The sequence below is a fragment of the Pradoshia sp. Z3_51 genome, assembly GCF_058215915.1.
Map to the genome: position 1 here is coordinate 27,403 of NZ_JBZAJC010000013.1, position 14,671 is coordinate 42,073.

The following is a 14,671-nucleotide window of genomic DNA, read 5'->3' on the forward strand; positions in this document are numbered from 1 at the left end:
CTATTTTTTCATTAATTTTTGTATGGTAATTAATACTTCATCGAGTACTTCCATATCACCCTGTTGAATTCTTTCTGCCACACATGATTTCATATGGCCTTCAAGCATCAACTTTCCAACAGCATTCAGGGCTGATTGTGTAGCTGCAATCTGGGTTATAATATCATCGCAATATACATCCTTTTCAATCATGCCTTTAATCCCTCTAATCTGCCCTTCAACCCTATTTAAACGACTGATCAAATTTTTTTTTACGTTATCAGAATGATGGCTTTTTCGTTCTTGGTCATGATGGCAATGATTACCCATATCTTCAGTAATCTCTATCTCGCTCATAGTGACCTCCCTCCCGTTTTTCTATTATTAAATATACTATACCCCCCTATAGTATATTCTTCAACGTTTATCACTTATGATCGATCTTTTTAAAATTAGACTGACAATCCATTGTTTTTCTATCCAACCTTGATTGCGTTATACTTATGATTATTCACAAATTGCAAAGGAGACATGTACGTTGCTAACAATCTACTTAACTAGACATGGACTTACAGAATGGAATGTCAATCGTATTATGCAAGGCTGGGGAAATGGCGAACTGACCGAAAAAGGTATTAATGATGCAAAAGCTCTTGGAAAGAGGCTTGCTGATGTAAAACTTGATAAAGTGTACAGCAGTACATCAAAACGTGCTTATGAAACAGCTCAATATATCATCGGTGATCGTGAGATTAGCCTGATTAAGGAAGATGACTTACGTGAAATGCATTTTGGAGATTGGGACGGGCGCATTAGAGATGAGATTGAGGCAGAATTTCCTGAGGAATTTAAAATCTTTTGGGAAACGCCACATTTATTTGAGACAGAAACAGGTGAAACCTTTAATCAGCTCAAGAAAAGAGCTGTCGATGTGTTCGAAAGAATTATAAACGAAAACCCTTCCGGTACCATCCTTATTGTGACCCATTCTATTTTCCTGCGTGTTCTGCTTACGCATATTAAAAACACACCACTTTCAGATGTCTTTAAAGCGACACCGCCAGGGAATACAAGTTTAACGAAGCTTGAATTTCATGATGGTAAAATGGAACTTTTATTCGAAAATGATATGCAGCACGTAGAATAAATAATCCAAGAGGCTTTCCCATAGTCAAGTTATTGGGAAAGCCTCTTTTTGTACAGGATAGATGTGGAGATCAGTGAGGAAGTTTAATCAAGCCGGAGACAGCCACCAAGTAAAAAAGACATAGCAAATAAAAGACTCTCATTCTTGGGTAGCTAAACCTTCGCCTTCGCTTCATTTTTAAAAAATTCTACTGCATAATCAACTGCCTCGCAAAAGGAAAATAACTTGGAATCAGCACTGCCGATTTTACCTTTCCTAACAGAGTACTGTTGTTCGAAAGCATTTCCGATTGTATCAAATTCAGTATCATCATATTCAATATCCGTATACTCCACCCATTTCCGCTCTCCATCTACAAAAATGGGAGTACCTTTTTGGATTACTTCCCTGGTACCAGATCGATACTCTGCCAGATGAAAGCAGGTGTTCGTTTCATAGCTCGTTCCGATAAACAGGACATGAGCATCTAAATCATAGAGTTTTCTTAGTGGAGATCCTTCACCCAATCCATTTTCCAATTGATGATTGGCAAGGATTTCACCATTACGCTTACCCCATGCAGTAAACGAAACATTTGGATGGTTGCTTCTTAAAACACCTGGATATGTACGAAATAGCTCTGCAATTTTCCCCATGCCATATGTAGGTGTAATAGCAGGTTCAAAAGCTGGCATTGTATTTCTCACGGTTTCCCACCACTCCCAAGGGATTGGTGGGTTCAACCATTCAGCCGGATCCGACAAATCCGCAGATTGAGCCGGCATGATAATGGCTCCTTCTTCTGTAACAGTATCCATCAATGCCTGAATAATGGCAACAGCCCCTCCATTCACCCATCCAACTGATGATAGCGAGGAATGAACAAGGACATTTATACCTCTTTTTAACCCCAATTCGCGCATGTCAGTACGTAGCACCTCTCTTGTACGGGGAAATGGTGTATTTTCTATCAACTTAGACATAAATTCACTTCCGATTCTGGCTTTTCTACAATTTTAAAGGAAAAGGTATACTTTGTAACCCCAAGATACTAATAACCCTTGATCATGTGTATATGATGCTTTAGGATTTCCATAGTTGCGGGAGTTTCCAAATAAATTTCGCCATCTGTGTCCGCTTCCAGAACTTCTTCTGTTTCAATTGACAATGATTTCGTCTGCAAATGGAACAGCCTTGTTTCAGCATCATTTAGGTTTATATCAGGAGAATTAAGTGAAAATAAATCAAGAAACGCACCAAATGATGATTCTTTCACTACTAATACATCAAATAATCCATCATCCATATTAATGGATGGCAGAGGGATTTGATTAGATCCAATGAATTTCCCATTCAGCACCATGATCATGACTGCCTCATCTTCATACTCACCTTGATCAGTCTTCATTTTATAATGAAATGTCTCTGCCTCTTTCACCGTTCGTAATGCACTAATAAAGTAACTCATTTTCCCCATTAATCTCTTTTGGTTTTCATCAATATTGCTTGATGTATGGGTGATTAGCCCGATCCCCCAAAAATTAAGAAAGTAGTGGTCATCATTAACTTTTCCTACATCTACCGGAACTTGTTGGCCACTCATGATTGTCTCTGCCGCTTTTTTTAGATTTTGCGGGATATTAAGCATTCTGCTGAAATCATTACATGTACCACCCGGCAAAATAGCTAAAACAGGCCTCTTATCCAGAGCAGCAAGCCCATTGACAGCTTCATGTACCGTTCCATCTCCACCAAGGATAATAACAAGGTCATATTCTTCCCCAAGCTTAAGACAGATTTTTTTGGTTTCACCTGCCTCTTCCGTTTGCACCACTTTTAATTCTTTCGTTTCAGTACTAATTACAGGGAGTACGGCGGCAAGTGCCCGATCTGTTTCTGTCTGACCGGCAGAACCATTGTAAATAAATAGTACCTTATTAAACATACTCATTATTTTTTCTCCTTATCTTCAGAAAGCTTGTATCTCTTATATTCCCATGAAGCCGGTATTTAGAAACATTCATCTCTTAATAAATGGAAAATTTACAGAAAATTCAATATAATTAACTTGCAACTAAATTTTGAAAGGATGTTTTCCATGAAAACGGCTGATTTATGTGATGAGTACGCTGACAGGTTAAGTCTATGTAAAACCCCTTTCTATTCTTATGGTAAGAAAAAGGAATTTCAGGGCGAAATACGAACCGTTGAGGTATATGAAGACAATTCAATGGTAAAAGAAAGCTTGGAAACGATTGAGCCTGGAACTATTTTAGTTGTAGATGGTGGGGGCTCTCTAAATTGTGCATTATTGGGTGACCAGTTGGCAGCCATTGCAGCTGAGAGAAAAATAAACGGAATCATTATTAATGGCTGTGTCCGGGATTCAGCTGACTTGGCCCATATAGAAGTTGGAATAAAAGCGATTGGAACATGCCCATTTAAAAGTAAAAAGAGAGGCGAAGGTACAAAAGGCGGAACCCTATCATTCGGAAACGTAGAATGGACTCCTGGACAATTTGTGTATGCTGATGATGATGGGATTATTATTTCAGAAAAACCATTGGAATCCAAGTCGGGATAAATATATCTCGGCTTTTTTGATGAGTCGAAAGTCATTATTTCCACTTAAAACGAACACTTGTTCTTATTGTTACTAAATGTATGCTATAATGAACTAGCAAAAGTCAATTCCATTAAGCAGACACCAACCATCCGAAATGGAGTGATGTCCCATGTCAATCTTTGAGACATTTATGGTAACATTCAGCTTTGCCACCTTACTTCTAACAGTAATCACGATAAATAATAAAAAATAGACCTCACTGCTCTAAAAAGATAGTGAGGCCTAAAAAAATCAATACTCGTCTCCGTTAAGGAGTGGCTTTTGCAGAATCATGAATGCCCACCATTCATGATTCTTTCTATTTAAAGAGTATCATAAAGATTGAGCAAAGTCACTTACAGGAGTATCCTGTTTATATGTGTATTTTTTCCCATATGTCGCAAAAAAGTTTAAACCCGTTCCTGATGGTGAAGAAATATACAAAAGGATATTTGTCAGGAGGTGAATCTTTACTCCGGACGGGTAAAGAGATTGAATGGAGACGATGGACATAGTTAATATAGTTTTACTTTTATTTTTATTGGTGAGTACGATGTTCTTTGTGGCATCAGAGTTTGCCATTGTTAAGGTCCGTGCGACCAGAATAGATCAGCTTGTTGCAGAAGGAAATCGAAAAGCAATGGCAGCCAAGAGGGTCGTAACACATTTAGATGAATATTTGTCAGCGACACAACTTGGGATTACGATTACATCATTAGGGATCGGTTGGCTTGGGGAGCCCACCGTTAAACATCTCATTGATCCCCTATTTGAAAAACTGCACATCCAGGATTCTGTAGCAAGTATTATTTCCTTTGTGATTGCATTTTCTATTATTACCTTTTTACATGTTGTAGTGGGAGAATTGGCGCCTAAATCCGTTGCGATTCAAAAAGCAGAAACGATTACAATGAATTTCGCACGGCCGCTTATTATGTTTTATAGAGTGATGTTTCCGATTATATGGGCATTGAACCATTCTGCCCGATTTATCACAAGCCTATTTGGCATTAAACCGGCTAGCGAAGGAGACATTGCCCATTCTGAAGAAGAGTTGCGGATGATTCTGACTGACAGTTATAAAAAGGGAGAAATCAATCAATCTGAATTTAAATATGTAAACAATATCTTTGAATTTGATGATCGGATTGCCAGAGAAATCATGGTGCCTCGAACAGAAATTCAAACGTTTCAAAAGGATGATATTTTAGAAGATATTGTTGCTTCTTTAAATAATGAACAATATACGCGCTATCCCGTTACAGATGGAGATAAAGATACGATTATTGGATTTGTGAATGTTAAAGAATTACTAACAGCCAGTCTTAGAAGCGGTTTGAAAACAGATATGCCAATCCGTGATTATGTTAAACCACTTATCACGGTAATTGAAACGATTCCTATTCACGATTTACTTGTGAAAATGCAGAAGGAACGCATACACATAGCCGTGTTACTTGATGAGTACGGCGGTACTTCCGGTATTGTTACGGTTGAGGATATTCTTGAAGAAATCGTTGGGGAAATCCGCGATGAGTTCGATACAGATGAGCTACCAGAGATTCGTAGAATAAGTGACTATCATTATATTCTAGATGCAAAAATGCTATTGTCTGAGATTGAGGATTTGCTTGGAATACAAATGGACTATCCGGATGTAGATACATTAGGCGGTTGGTTTTTAACTCATAAAATCGATGCAGCCATTGGGGATACATTGGAAGAGGATGGATTCATCTTTACTGTAGAGGATGCTGAAGATCACCATCTTTTATATATTGAAGTGAAAAAAGCATCCGAGTAAATAATAAAAGGAGCATACACACTGAATGGTTGTATGCTTATTGCTAGAATAGTAAGTTAGTATTATGAACCCATTTTTATTAAGATTTTGTTGATTACATTTGGATTTTCCTATTATGTAGGAGCAAAGAATTTAATTGGATCCAGTAAACTGATATGGACATCAATAAAAAACATTAGGATTCTATTAATTCACCTGAACTCAATTAATTTCAAAAAAATGATTGCAAAAAAAGACGAGAATGGGATAGACCCCAAGTTCTCGTCTTTTCTTATTATTCAGTTTTCCCTTCCCACTCTAGCATGCCACCATTCATATTGGTCACATCGTATCCTTCAGATTCAAGGAACTGAACAGCTCTGGCGCTTCTTCCTCCTGCATGGCAAACAACTATATATTCTTTTGATTTATCTAACTCATTCATCCGAAATTCAAGCAGGCCTAATGGAATATTAACCGCTGTTGGAATTTTCCCGTTACGTACTTCATCTACTTCACGAACATCAATAATATTTAAGGACTGCCCTTCAGCTAGTTTTGCTTCCACTTCTTGTGGCTCAATTGTTTTCATCGTACTGATTCCGCCTCCTTTAAGATTTCAACGTAACATTACCCCTATAGGTATATCAAATTTTATTAAAAAAAGCCAACCGAAACTCTCAGCGACTTTTGACCAACAGATGCACTGCTTCATTCACTAACTTTTCCTTCTCTACATCTTCCGCATTTTCCACGCACTCAATAAGGTTACTGCTGACAATGACTCCAATTGTCTTGTCTACTGCAGACCTTACCGCAGATAACTGAGTCACGACTTCTTTGCAATCTTTTCCATCCTCCATCATTTTAAGTATCCCGCGTAATTGACCTTCCATCCTCTTAATACGGTTTTTGACTTTATCATCATATTCCATCTGAAAATCACTCCTTAAGTTATTCAAATCTATATCAGCGATAAATTCATCTTTCAGCTTCTTCTTTATACTATTTATTCCCTATTAATTAGTATCAGTATACCTGAAAATCTCAGCGTATTCTATGATGACATACAGGTCCTTCTTCTTACTATTTGCTATTCCAATAAAGTTGTTTTTTAGTATTTTGGTTAATTACTGGCATTAATGGGTATTTAGTTAGAAAGCAAGCTCTATTGACACTGAAAGGAGATTCAACTGGAATGAAAAAAAATATTCTTCCGTTTATCTTTCTACTCCTTCTGCTAGGTTCCTTGACTGCCTGTGCAGAAAAGGAGCAAATGGCAAGCGGGGCAGAATTGATTAATAACGATCAATTCGTTTTCACCGCTTCCGGGGAATTTAAGCCCTTCAGCTATATGAACGATGATATGACAATGACTGGCTTTGATATTGAAGTTGGGGAAGCCATCGCTAAACAATTGGGGCTTGAGCCTGTCCAAAAACAAATGAAATTCAAGGGAATTGTTGAAGGTGTAAAAACCGGGAGAGCTGATGCCGCAGTGGCCAGCCATACCATTAATGAGGCACGTTCAAAATTCGTCCTCTTTTCCACTCCCTACTACTATTCAGGACCACAAATTTTCACCCGTCCAGACAGTGATATCAAGACAGTTGAAGATTTAAAAGGGAAAGAAGTTGCAGCCGCCAAAGGATCTACATATGCAGACACTGCGAGCAGATATACATCTGATATTAAAACATACGATAGTGATGTGACTGCACTCAAGGCATTAAGCAATGGCCGACATGATGCTGTCATTACCGATTTTGTCACTGGGAAAACCGCTGCCAAAGAAGGCTTCAAAATTGTTGGACAACAGCTGATTGAACGAAGTGAGCAAGCTATAGTGCTTCCACAGGATAATCCAAAACTTCTTGAAGAGGTTAATAAAGCACTTGAGGAACTGCGCAAAAACGGTACTCTATCAAAAATTAGTATGAAATACTTTGGCGAAGATATTACTCAAAAACCAGATAATAAAGAATGAAAGGGAGCTGTTACGATTGCAAGATTTATCACACTTTTTTCAAACATTAGTTGATACCCGCGGGGTATTCTTCGATGCACTTCTGTTAACTCTTGAATTGACTGTCGTCTCCATCATAATCGGAATTATAATAGGACTATTTGTAGCTTTACTTAAAATCTCGAAAATTAAATTGCTCGGTTACATTTCCGATGCTTATATATATCTTGTTCGCGGAACCCCGTTAATTGTCCAAATTTTCATTCTTTATTTTGGGTTCAGCGGCATCTTTCTTATACCGGATTTCTGGGCAGCATCATTGGCTCTCGCCTTTCATAACGGGGCCTATATTGCTGAGATTTTCCGGGGAACAATTCAATCCATTGATAAAGGACAAATGGAGGCTGGCCGCTCGCTTGGTATGACACGCGGACTCGCCATGCGCCGAATCATTTTCCCTCAAGCCTTACGAAGAGCCCTCCCGCCACTCGGTAACCAATTTATTATCGGTCTAAAGGATTCTTCTCTCGCTGCTTTCATCTCATTGAATGAGCTGTTTAATGTGGCGACCACTCTCGGATCCAATAATTTTGACGAGATGACCTATTTACTCATTGTTGCTGTCTACTATCTAATATTGGTTGCTGTGTTAACACTGGGTCTTCGAGCACTTGAAAAAAGAATGGCAATTAGCGATTAGTAAGAGGGGGAAACAAAAATGAATGAATTACGAGAAATGATAAAAGTCGAAAATCTGAATAAATCCTTTGGAGATCTGCATGTATTAAAAGATATTAGTTTGACTGTCTATGAAAGCGATGTTGTCTGTTTACTTGGTTCAAGCGGATCTGGTAAAAGTACATTGCTGCGCTGCTTAAATTATCTTGAAAAAAAGGATAGCGGCTCCATCATTATTGAAGGTGAACAAATCGAAACAACAACCCATAATATTAATGAAGTACGCCAAAAAATCGGGATGGTCTTTCAGCACTTTAACCTCTTTCCTCATAAGACTGTACTGGAAAATATAATTGAAGCACCTATTATGGTAAAGAAAATAGCCAAAGATACAGCTAAACAAGAAGCATTAGAGCTATTAAAAAAGGTTGGCCTTGATGACAAGGCAGATGTTTACCCAAATAAACTATCCGGTGGACAAAAGCAACGTGTAGCCATCGCCCGTGCCCTGGCGATGAAACCTGATATCATGCTATTCGATGAACCAACCTCTGCCCTGGATCCAGAGCTGGTTGGTGAAGTATTGACCACCATGAAGGAACTCGCCCAGGATGGAATGACGATGGTTATTGTCACTCACGAAATGGGCTTTGCACGCGAAGTTGCTGACCAAATCCTCTTTATGCACGAAGGAAACATCCTGGAAAAAGGCACTCCTGAGCAAATATTTGAAAATCCTAAAGAAGAACGGACACGAGAGTTCTTTGGAAGTCAGTTATAGACCGTCATCACCATTGTACGTTGAAAAACTTCCCAGCAATCCTGGGAAGTTTTTTTATGTGGATGCTTCTTCATCTTGAGATAGGCGGGGGAAGGGTGTGAGATAGGTGTCGAATAGCTGTGGCATAGGTGTATCATAGCTGCTTTCCCTCACCCTTCCTATACCTTTGATGCACCTTTCCCCCGGTATAGCTGTGATATAGGTGCAGGATAGGTCCTCCCGAGCTTTCTCCCTCATTTACACATACTTCCTTTAACTTTACCGTGAATCAATACTACATACGACGTGACATATCTCTGCTTTCCAAACCAATACAAAAAGGTGCCAGATGGCACCTTTTCACCCCACACTCACACTTTAATTAGGATTGTTTTTCAACGAATTTTTTATATAATTCTTTGGAATTATTAGGGTAACAAGTATAGGTTGTATCCGTGTCGATAAGCGGATGATTTCGAGGAGAATGATTGGAGAAAGTGGCATAGCTGCTCCACTGATAATCCTGAGGACTTGTAACCAAGCCTGCTGCAACAGGGTTCATATGGATATATTTGCTTACATTTAGAAAGTCATTTTGATTATCTACTAGTCTGGAATAATACCTAGATTGGAATACATGTCCCTGAGATTGATAGGTCTGATTGAAGTATATGGCATATCTTTGTTGAATGGTTTGCATAATTTTACTTAAGGATGCATCGGAGAGTTCAATAAGAAGATGAAAGTGGTTGTTCATAAGACAGTAGGCATGAATTTTCAATTTAAATTTGCTATGAGCTTCAGCAAGAATGATGATAAATTTATGCTTATCAATCATGTTATAAAATATTGGTTCTTTTCTTACACCTCTATTGGTGATGTGATAAATTTGCAATGCATCAAAATCGAGCAATATAGTACCTCCTTTAAAGTTGTTATAATACTATTTCGTCCTTTTGAAGCTTATTCCCTCTATTTTTGTGTTTTTTATAACATGCATATAATTTCTTCTATCTCCTGTTAAGTACATGATGCTAACAAGGCAATTATTTATAAATAAGAGCGCAAAAAAAGGTGAAGAAAAACTAATCCGCTTTTCTCCACCTTTTTAAATATCGCCTCTATAATTATTTGAAAATCTTCTCCACTACTCTTTTACTTGCTTCTCCATCATCTAAATCATTAAACTTTTTATTAAATTGTGCATATCTGACTTTGTATTCTTTAAAGTCATCCTCCACAGATTTGATAGCTCTGATTAAATCGTCTTCCTTTTTTATAATAGGCATTGGTAGCTCATCTAAGCTTATATAAAAGTCTCGTAAGTTATTTTGATAATTTTCTAAGTCATACATATAAAAGAGGATAGGCCTGTTTAAATTAGCATAATCGAAAAAGACACTGGAGTAATCAGTTATTAACAAATCACTTATCACATAGAGATGATTTATATCATCATAATTGGAAACATCATAAATGAAGCCTTGATATTTTTCAAAGTCAAACATATTAGACACAAAATAATGAGTTCTAAATAGAATAATGTAATCTGAACTAATCTCTTTTTGAAGTTTTTCGAAGTCCAACTCTAAATTATACGTATAACCTAACCCTGATTTATGTTGATCATCTCTAAATGTCGGAGCATAAAGGATTATTTTTTTATCATCCGGTAAATTTAGTCTCTCCTTAATGTTTTTTATATCTTTTTCAGTATAGTTAAACAGATAGTCGTTACGCGGATATCCTTCTTCAATAATAATGCCTTCCTTATTTAACCCCTTCAAATTGAACGCTGAAATAAACTTATCGGAAGCAAAAGGTGAAGGTGATATGAAGTAATCAAATCTGCTAGCATCCTGATCGTTTCGTTTTCTAATATCATCTATATCGTTCAGTACACTTCCACTGACTTCAATGTCATACCTCAGTTTTTTCAGTGGTGTTCCATGCCATGTTTGAACATACACTTGTCCAGGCCTTTTTTCAACATGGATGGGAACCATTGAATTAGATATCCAGTATTTTGATGTTGAGTAATATTTATAATATTCATCCGATCCCCATTTCACCAACTTCGTATTCGAGTTAGTGAAATAAGGTGCCTTATCTTCAGGTTTTTTAAATGCCCAAATAAATGTATAATCCTTGAATTGATCACTATTTATCATATATTCATAGATAGCTTTAGGGGTATCTGTGTAACTTCTGCCCATAAATGATTCAAATATAATATGCTTGTCATTTATCACCATCCTATTATATTTTTTGTATTTGATGGCACGATACTTATTTAATGCAAACCGGAAGATTTTTCGAAATGCACTATTTTTTTTAGATATATCAACCATAAGGGCTTTTACGTTTTTTTTAGTCTTTTTCATCGTAGTCCTCCGCTGTTCTTATATGCTAATAATCCTGACTATTCACCTTATTTTTAGATAGTCTATACTATCCATCGGACTAATAGCCAAATTTCTCATTATGTGTAATAAGTAGCTATGGTGCTATTTTCAATTTAAACTAAAAAGTTTTTCATATCATTTAATTCGCAGATTTTTTCACCTGATTTTGCTCACACAAATCCAGTATATATTTAGCTAATGTGTTTGTCGCTGTTCCTTCCTGATTCGATATATACTTATCTCTATAATTCCTCACCAGGTTAAGATTATATTCTGTATGTTTAATCGCATCCATTAATTCATTTATATCTCCATATACACAACCTGGCATTTCCTCATATAAATCCATGTTTAACCCATTCTTATCCTTATAGTTTTCATAATCATATACATAAAAATAAAGAGGTTTTACTAATATAGATGCTTCTATGGATATAGCAGAGTAATCGGTTATGACATAATCTGCAACCGTAAGTAACTCAAGTGAGCTAAACTCCGGACATGTATACACTCGATCATCAAAATACTCACCACTTCTTACAGGGTGTCCCTTAATAATGAGCGAATACTCATCTAAATCCACATTTTTTATGACCGTATCATACGGGATACGCTCACCTTCTCTAAAAGTAGGAGCATACAAAATAACCTTTTTTTGCTTTAAGGATGGATAGGCTGTAATTATTTTATTTTGAATCTCCGTTTCTTCTGTAATAAGATAATCAATTCTCGGCAGACTGATTACCTTTATTTTATCAGCAGTTGTTTGAAAGGCTTCGCAATATTTTGGAATCATTGCATTAGATCCACATATTACCACATCGTAATTTTTATGCATATCCATTGCTTTGGCCAAATCTCCACTTCTGCCAAATGACTTATTAAGGGTTTGGAAACCAAACTTCTTAATTGCACCTAAGGAGTGCCAAATCTGTACAATTTTCAAATTTTCTCTATGCTTCAGCACACTGACAGGAATGCAATATGAATCAATAATACATATTTCAGAAGTAGCTAAATAGTACATTTGTTTATATAAGTGAAAGTAATAGTTCACTTTCGCTTTTAATCCTTTATCTAATTTTTGGCACAAAAATACAACCTGATAATCTGGATTTTCCTTACGTATCTCTTCCTTTAACAAGAGAAAATCAATACCAGGTTGGTTGGATTGCCTGCTTATAAATACTATTCGGTTCTTCATATTAGTTGTTAATTTAATGAAAAAATAGATAATCCTAAGATGTACTTTAAATAACTTAATAATAAAGATTTTCATATGTCTCCCCTCAGACCAAGGTACTCCCTTAGAAAATAATAAGGATTTATTAGGTGAATTCTTTCATTCTATTTTCCTTTTCAATATATAAAAAGCTACCAAAGAACTTAATGGATTGTCAACATTGGACAAATTATCAACGGGCCCAGTAATTTTAAACCTACATAGAAAAACCGACCCCACCCCCAGGTGAAATCGGTTTTCTAAGTGTCATTTTTTATGCATTTTAAATTCAAGGAAAAGTTCATTATAATGCGCGAGCATCTTTTTGCCGAGATTATCGTAGACCTCAAGTCGGTCTGTTAGCTCAGCAGGTGGATAGAAGCGTTCATCCCCTGAAACTTCTTCTCCTAAAATTTCTAACGCTGCATTATTTGGTGTGGAATAGCCTACATAGTCTGCGTTTTGAGCAGCATTTTCAGGATCCAGCATGAAGTTAATGAATTGGTGTGCTCCGTCCACATTTTTGGATGTTTTCGGAATAACCATATTATCAAACCAGAGATTAGAGCCTTCTTCCGGCACTACATAATCAATGTTTTCATTATCCCACATAATATCAGCTGCATCACCGGACCAAACCAGTCCGACTGCTGCTTCCTCCTGAGCGAGAAGCATTTTGATCTCATCACCCACGATTGCTTTAATGTTCGGAGTTAATGTATCTAATTTATCCTTAGCTTCCTGCAGATGCTCTTCATTTGTGTCATTTAATGAATAATGAAGGCTATTCAATCCCATTCCAATAACTTCACGAGCACCATCAACAAGCAAGATTTTATTTTCTAATTCTTCGTCCCATAAATCATTCCAGCTTTTGAATTCTTTATTCGGAAGGAGCTTTGTATTATAAGCAATTCCGACTGTTCCCCAAAAATATGGAATGGAATACTTATTTCCCTTATCAAAGGAAAGGTCGAGGAAGCGAGAATCAATGTGCTTTAAATTTGGTATTTTATCATGATCAATTTCAATCAACAGGTCTTCTTCCTTCATTTTGCTGATTGCATATTCTGAAGGAACGGCTACATCATAGGACGTACCGCCCTGTTCGATTTTCGTCATCATCGCTTCGTTTGAATCGAAGGTTTGGTATATGACTTTAATACCTGTTTCCGCTTCAAATTTTTCAATTAAATCCGTATCGATATAATCTCCCCAGTTGTAAACCGTTAAGGTATTATCTCCGGCATATCCTTCATGTGCATTTAATCGATTGATCAAATATAAAAGGCCGAATGATACAACCAAAATCAGAATCAGGGTACGGGTTAGCTTGCTCATTCCTTAACCCCCATTCGCGGTTTGGTGCTTCTTTGTGTAATAAAGTAATATCCAATAACCAATAAAATTGTAAATAAGAATAGCAAGGTTGATAATGCATTAATCGTTAACGATATACCTTGACGAGCCATGGAGTAGATTTCTACGGATAGTGTGGAGAATCCATTCCCTGTCACGAAGAAGGTTACAGCAAAATCATCCAGTGAATAGGTCAATGCCATAAAGAAACCAGCAAAAATACCGGATGTGATGTAAGGCAGGATAACCTTTGTCAGCACATTCCACTGGCTCGCCCCCAAGTCACGAGCCGCATCGATCAATGTCGGGCTCATTTCCTGAAGTTTAGGTAATACCATAATTACAACAATCGGAACACTGAAAGCAATATGGGATAAAAGGACGGACATAAAGCCAAGTTTAATCCCAATAATGGTGAACATAATTAAGAAGGAAGCACCAATAATGACATCAGGGCTTACAATCAAAACATTGTTCAAGGAAAGTAATGTATTTTTCGTCCTTCTCTTGCGTACCTCATGTATGGCCAGTGCTCCAAATACACCAATCACTGTAGAAATTGTAGCTGAAAGCAGAGCAATAACCAATGTATTCAACACAATAATAAGCAATCGCGTATCGGCGAAAACTTCTTTATACCATTGCAGCGTAAAACCATCAAAGCCATGCATTTTTCCGCCGCTGTTAAATGAATAGAACATCAGGTAGAAAATTGGTGCATAAAGGATGGCAAACACTAAGATTAAATATAGATTTGATAGCTTAAATTTCTTTTTCATTGTCCATCC

Annotated in this window: 16 protein-coding genes; 6 read left to right on the plus strand and 10 right to left on the minus strand. The window is 37.0% G+C overall.

Features of this window, described 5'->3' with window-relative positions; translation table 11 throughout:
• Complete coding sequence (locus tag AC4BHA_RS16720; RefSeq protein WP_066102506.1) at window positions 1–336, minus strand: metal-sensitive transcriptional regulator; 336 nt, start codon at window positions 334–336, stop codon at window positions 1–3.
• Window positions 337–517: 181 nt separating this feature from the next.
• Between AC4BHA_RS16720 and AC4BHA_RS16725 the strand changes: the two genes are divergently transcribed.
• Complete coding sequence (locus tag AC4BHA_RS16725) at window positions 518–1,126, plus strand: histidine phosphatase family protein (RefSeq protein ID WP_175354241.1); 609 nt, start codon at window positions 518–520, stop codon at window positions 1,124–1,126.
• Window positions 1,127–1,278: 152 nt separating this feature from the next.
• Here the strand turns inward: AC4BHA_RS16725 and AC4BHA_RS16730 are convergent, their stop codons facing one another.
• Window positions 1,279–2,088, minus strand: a complete 810-nt coding sequence (locus tag AC4BHA_RS16730; RefSeq protein WP_490558939.1) for an AAC(3) family N-acetyltransferase — start codon at window positions 2,086–2,088, stop codon at window positions 1,279–1,281.
• A 68-nt stretch (window positions 2,089–2,156) separates the two neighbouring features.
• Window positions 2,157–3,056, minus strand: coding sequence for a diacylglycerol/lipid kinase family protein (locus AC4BHA_RS16735; RefSeq protein ID WP_490558940.1), 900 nt, complete (start codon window positions 3,054–3,056; stop codon window positions 2,157–2,159).
• A 147-nt stretch (window positions 3,057–3,203) separates the two neighbouring features.
• On the opposite strand from AC4BHA_RS16735, the gene rraA reads away from it, so the two are divergent.
• Entirely contained in the window at window positions 3,204–3,689 is a 486-nt protein-coding gene (rraA, locus tag AC4BHA_RS16740; protein WP_066102514.1) for a ribonuclease E activity regulator RraA, read from the plus strand.
• Between the two features lie 526 nt (window positions 3,690–4,215).
• Window positions 4,216–5,514, plus strand: coding sequence for a hemolysin family protein (locus tag AC4BHA_RS16745; RefSeq protein ID WP_490558941.1), 1,299 nt, complete (start codon window positions 4,216–4,218; stop codon window positions 5,512–5,514).
• Between the two features lie 274 nt (window positions 5,515–5,788).
• Here AC4BHA_RS16745 and AC4BHA_RS16750 read toward each other — a convergent pair whose 3' ends face one another.
• Both AC4BHA_RS16750 and AC4BHA_RS16755 read right to left on the minus strand, forming a co-directional pair.
• Window positions 5,789–6,085 (minus strand): rhodanese-like domain-containing protein, encoded by a 297-nt coding sequence (locus tag AC4BHA_RS16750; RefSeq protein WP_066102518.1) that lies wholly within the window; start codon window positions 6,083–6,085, stop codon window positions 5,789–5,791.
• An 88-nt stretch (window positions 6,086–6,173) separates the two neighbouring features.
• Window positions 6,174–6,428 (minus strand): metal-sensitive transcriptional regulator, encoded by a 255-nt coding sequence (locus AC4BHA_RS16755; protein WP_139892867.1) that lies wholly within the window; start codon window positions 6,426–6,428, stop codon window positions 6,174–6,176.
• A gap of 263 nt (window positions 6,429–6,691) precedes the next feature.
• On the opposite strand from AC4BHA_RS16755, the gene AC4BHA_RS16760 reads away from it, so the two are divergent.
• Genes AC4BHA_RS16760 through AC4BHA_RS16770 form a run of 3 tightly spaced genes read left to right on the plus strand, consistent with a single transcriptional unit; the run spans window position 6,692 to window position 8,918 of the window.
• The gene (locus AC4BHA_RS16760; RefSeq protein ID WP_066102523.1) at window positions 6,692–7,480 is read left to right on the plus strand and encodes a transporter substrate-binding domain-containing protein; all 789 of its coding nucleotides are present in this window, start codon (window positions 6,692–6,694) and stop codon (window positions 7,478–7,480) included.
• Window positions 7,481–7,496: 16 nt separating this feature from the next.
• Window positions 7,497–8,159 carry an amino acid ABC transporter permease gene (locus AC4BHA_RS16765; RefSeq protein ID WP_066102526.1) on the plus strand — a complete coding sequence of 221 codons (663 nt, stop codon included), beginning with the start codon at window positions 7,497–7,499 and terminating at the stop codon, window positions 8,157–8,159.
• Window positions 8,160–8,177: 18 nt separating this feature from the next.
• Complete coding sequence (locus AC4BHA_RS16770; RefSeq protein WP_066102530.1) at window positions 8,178–8,918, plus strand: amino acid ABC transporter ATP-binding protein; 741 nt, start codon at window positions 8,178–8,180, stop codon at window positions 8,916–8,918.
• Between the two features lie 361 nt (window positions 8,919–9,279).
• Here the strand turns inward: AC4BHA_RS16770 and AC4BHA_RS16775 are convergent, their stop codons facing one another.
• From AC4BHA_RS16775 to AC4BHA_RS16795, 5 genes are all read right to left on the minus strand, one after another.
• Window positions 9,280–9,810, minus strand: coding sequence for an REP-associated tyrosine transposase (locus tag AC4BHA_RS16775; protein ID WP_490558942.1), 531 nt, complete (start codon window positions 9,808–9,810; stop codon window positions 9,280–9,282).
• Between the two features lie 214 nt (window positions 9,811–10,024).
• Window positions 10,025–11,281, minus strand: coding sequence for a CDP-glycerol glycerophosphotransferase family protein (locus AC4BHA_RS16780; protein WP_490558943.1), 1,257 nt, complete (start codon window positions 11,279–11,281; stop codon window positions 10,025–10,027).
• 160 nt (window positions 11,282–11,441) lie between these two features.
• On the minus strand, window positions 11,442–12,581 hold the full coding sequence (locus AC4BHA_RS16785; protein ID WP_490558944.1) for a CDP-glycerol glycerophosphotransferase family protein: 1,140 nt from the start codon (window positions 12,579–12,581) through the stop codon (window positions 11,442–11,444).
• A gap of 210 nt (window positions 12,582–12,791) precedes the next feature.
• Window positions 12,792–13,865: an ABC transporter substrate-binding protein gene (locus tag AC4BHA_RS16790; protein WP_490558945.1), complete on the minus strand. Its 1,074-nt coding sequence runs from the start codon at window positions 13,863–13,865 to the stop codon at window positions 12,792–12,794.
• Window positions 13,862–14,662, minus strand: a complete 801-nt coding sequence (locus AC4BHA_RS16795) for an ABC transporter permease (protein ID WP_066102542.1) — start codon at window positions 14,660–14,662, stop codon at window positions 13,862–13,864. The genes AC4BHA_RS16790 and AC4BHA_RS16795 overlap by 4 nt, the downstream gene beginning before the upstream one ends.
• Between the last annotated feature and the right edge of the window lie 9 nt (window positions 14,663–14,671).

Coding starts and splice junctions, on each gene's coding strand:
- AC4BHA_RS16720 (WP_066102506.1), bottom strand. CDS start 336: ATGAGCGAGATAGAGATTACTGAAGATATGGGTAATCATTGCCATCAT.
- AC4BHA_RS16730 (WP_490558939.1), bottom strand. CDS start 2,088: ATGTCTAAGTTGATAGAAAATACACCATTTCCCCGTACAAGAGAGGTG.
- AC4BHA_RS16735 (WP_490558940.1), bottom strand. CDS start 3,056: ATGAGTATGTTTAATAAGGTACTATTTATTTACAATGGTTCTGCCGGT.
- rraA (WP_066102514.1), top strand. CDS start 3,204: ATGAAAACGGCTGATTTATGTGATGAGTACGCTGACAGGTTAAGTCTA.
- AC4BHA_RS16745 (WP_490558941.1), top strand. CDS start 4,216: ATGGACATAGTTAATATAGTTTTACTTTTATTTTTATTGGTGAGTACG.
- AC4BHA_RS16750 (WP_066102518.1), bottom strand. CDS start 6,085: ATGAAAACAATTGAGCCACAAGAAGTGGAAGCAAAACTAGCTGAAGGG.
- AC4BHA_RS16755 (WP_139892867.1), bottom strand. CDS start 6,428: ATGGAATATGATGATAAAGTCAAAAACCGTATTAAGAGGATGGAAGGT.
- AC4BHA_RS16760 (WP_066102523.1), top strand. CDS start 6,692: ATGAAAAAAAATATTCTTCCGTTTATCTTTCTACTCCTTCTGCTAGGT.
- AC4BHA_RS16770 (WP_066102530.1), top strand. CDS start 8,178: ATGAATGAATTACGAGAAATGATAAAAGTCGAAAATCTGAATAAATCC.
- AC4BHA_RS16780 (WP_490558943.1), bottom strand. CDS start 11,281: ATGAAAAAGACTAAAAAAAACGTAAAAGCCCTTATGGTTGATATATCT.
- AC4BHA_RS16785 (WP_490558944.1), bottom strand. CDS start 12,581: ATGAAAATCTTTATTATTAAGTTATTTAAAGTACATCTTAGGATTATC.
- AC4BHA_RS16790 (WP_490558945.1), bottom strand. CDS start 13,865: ATGAGCAAGCTAACCCGTACCCTGATTCTGATTTTGGTTGTATCATTC.
- AC4BHA_RS16795 (WP_066102542.1), bottom strand. CDS start 14,662: ATGAAAAAGAAATTTAAGCTATCAAATCTATATTTAATCTTAGTGTTT.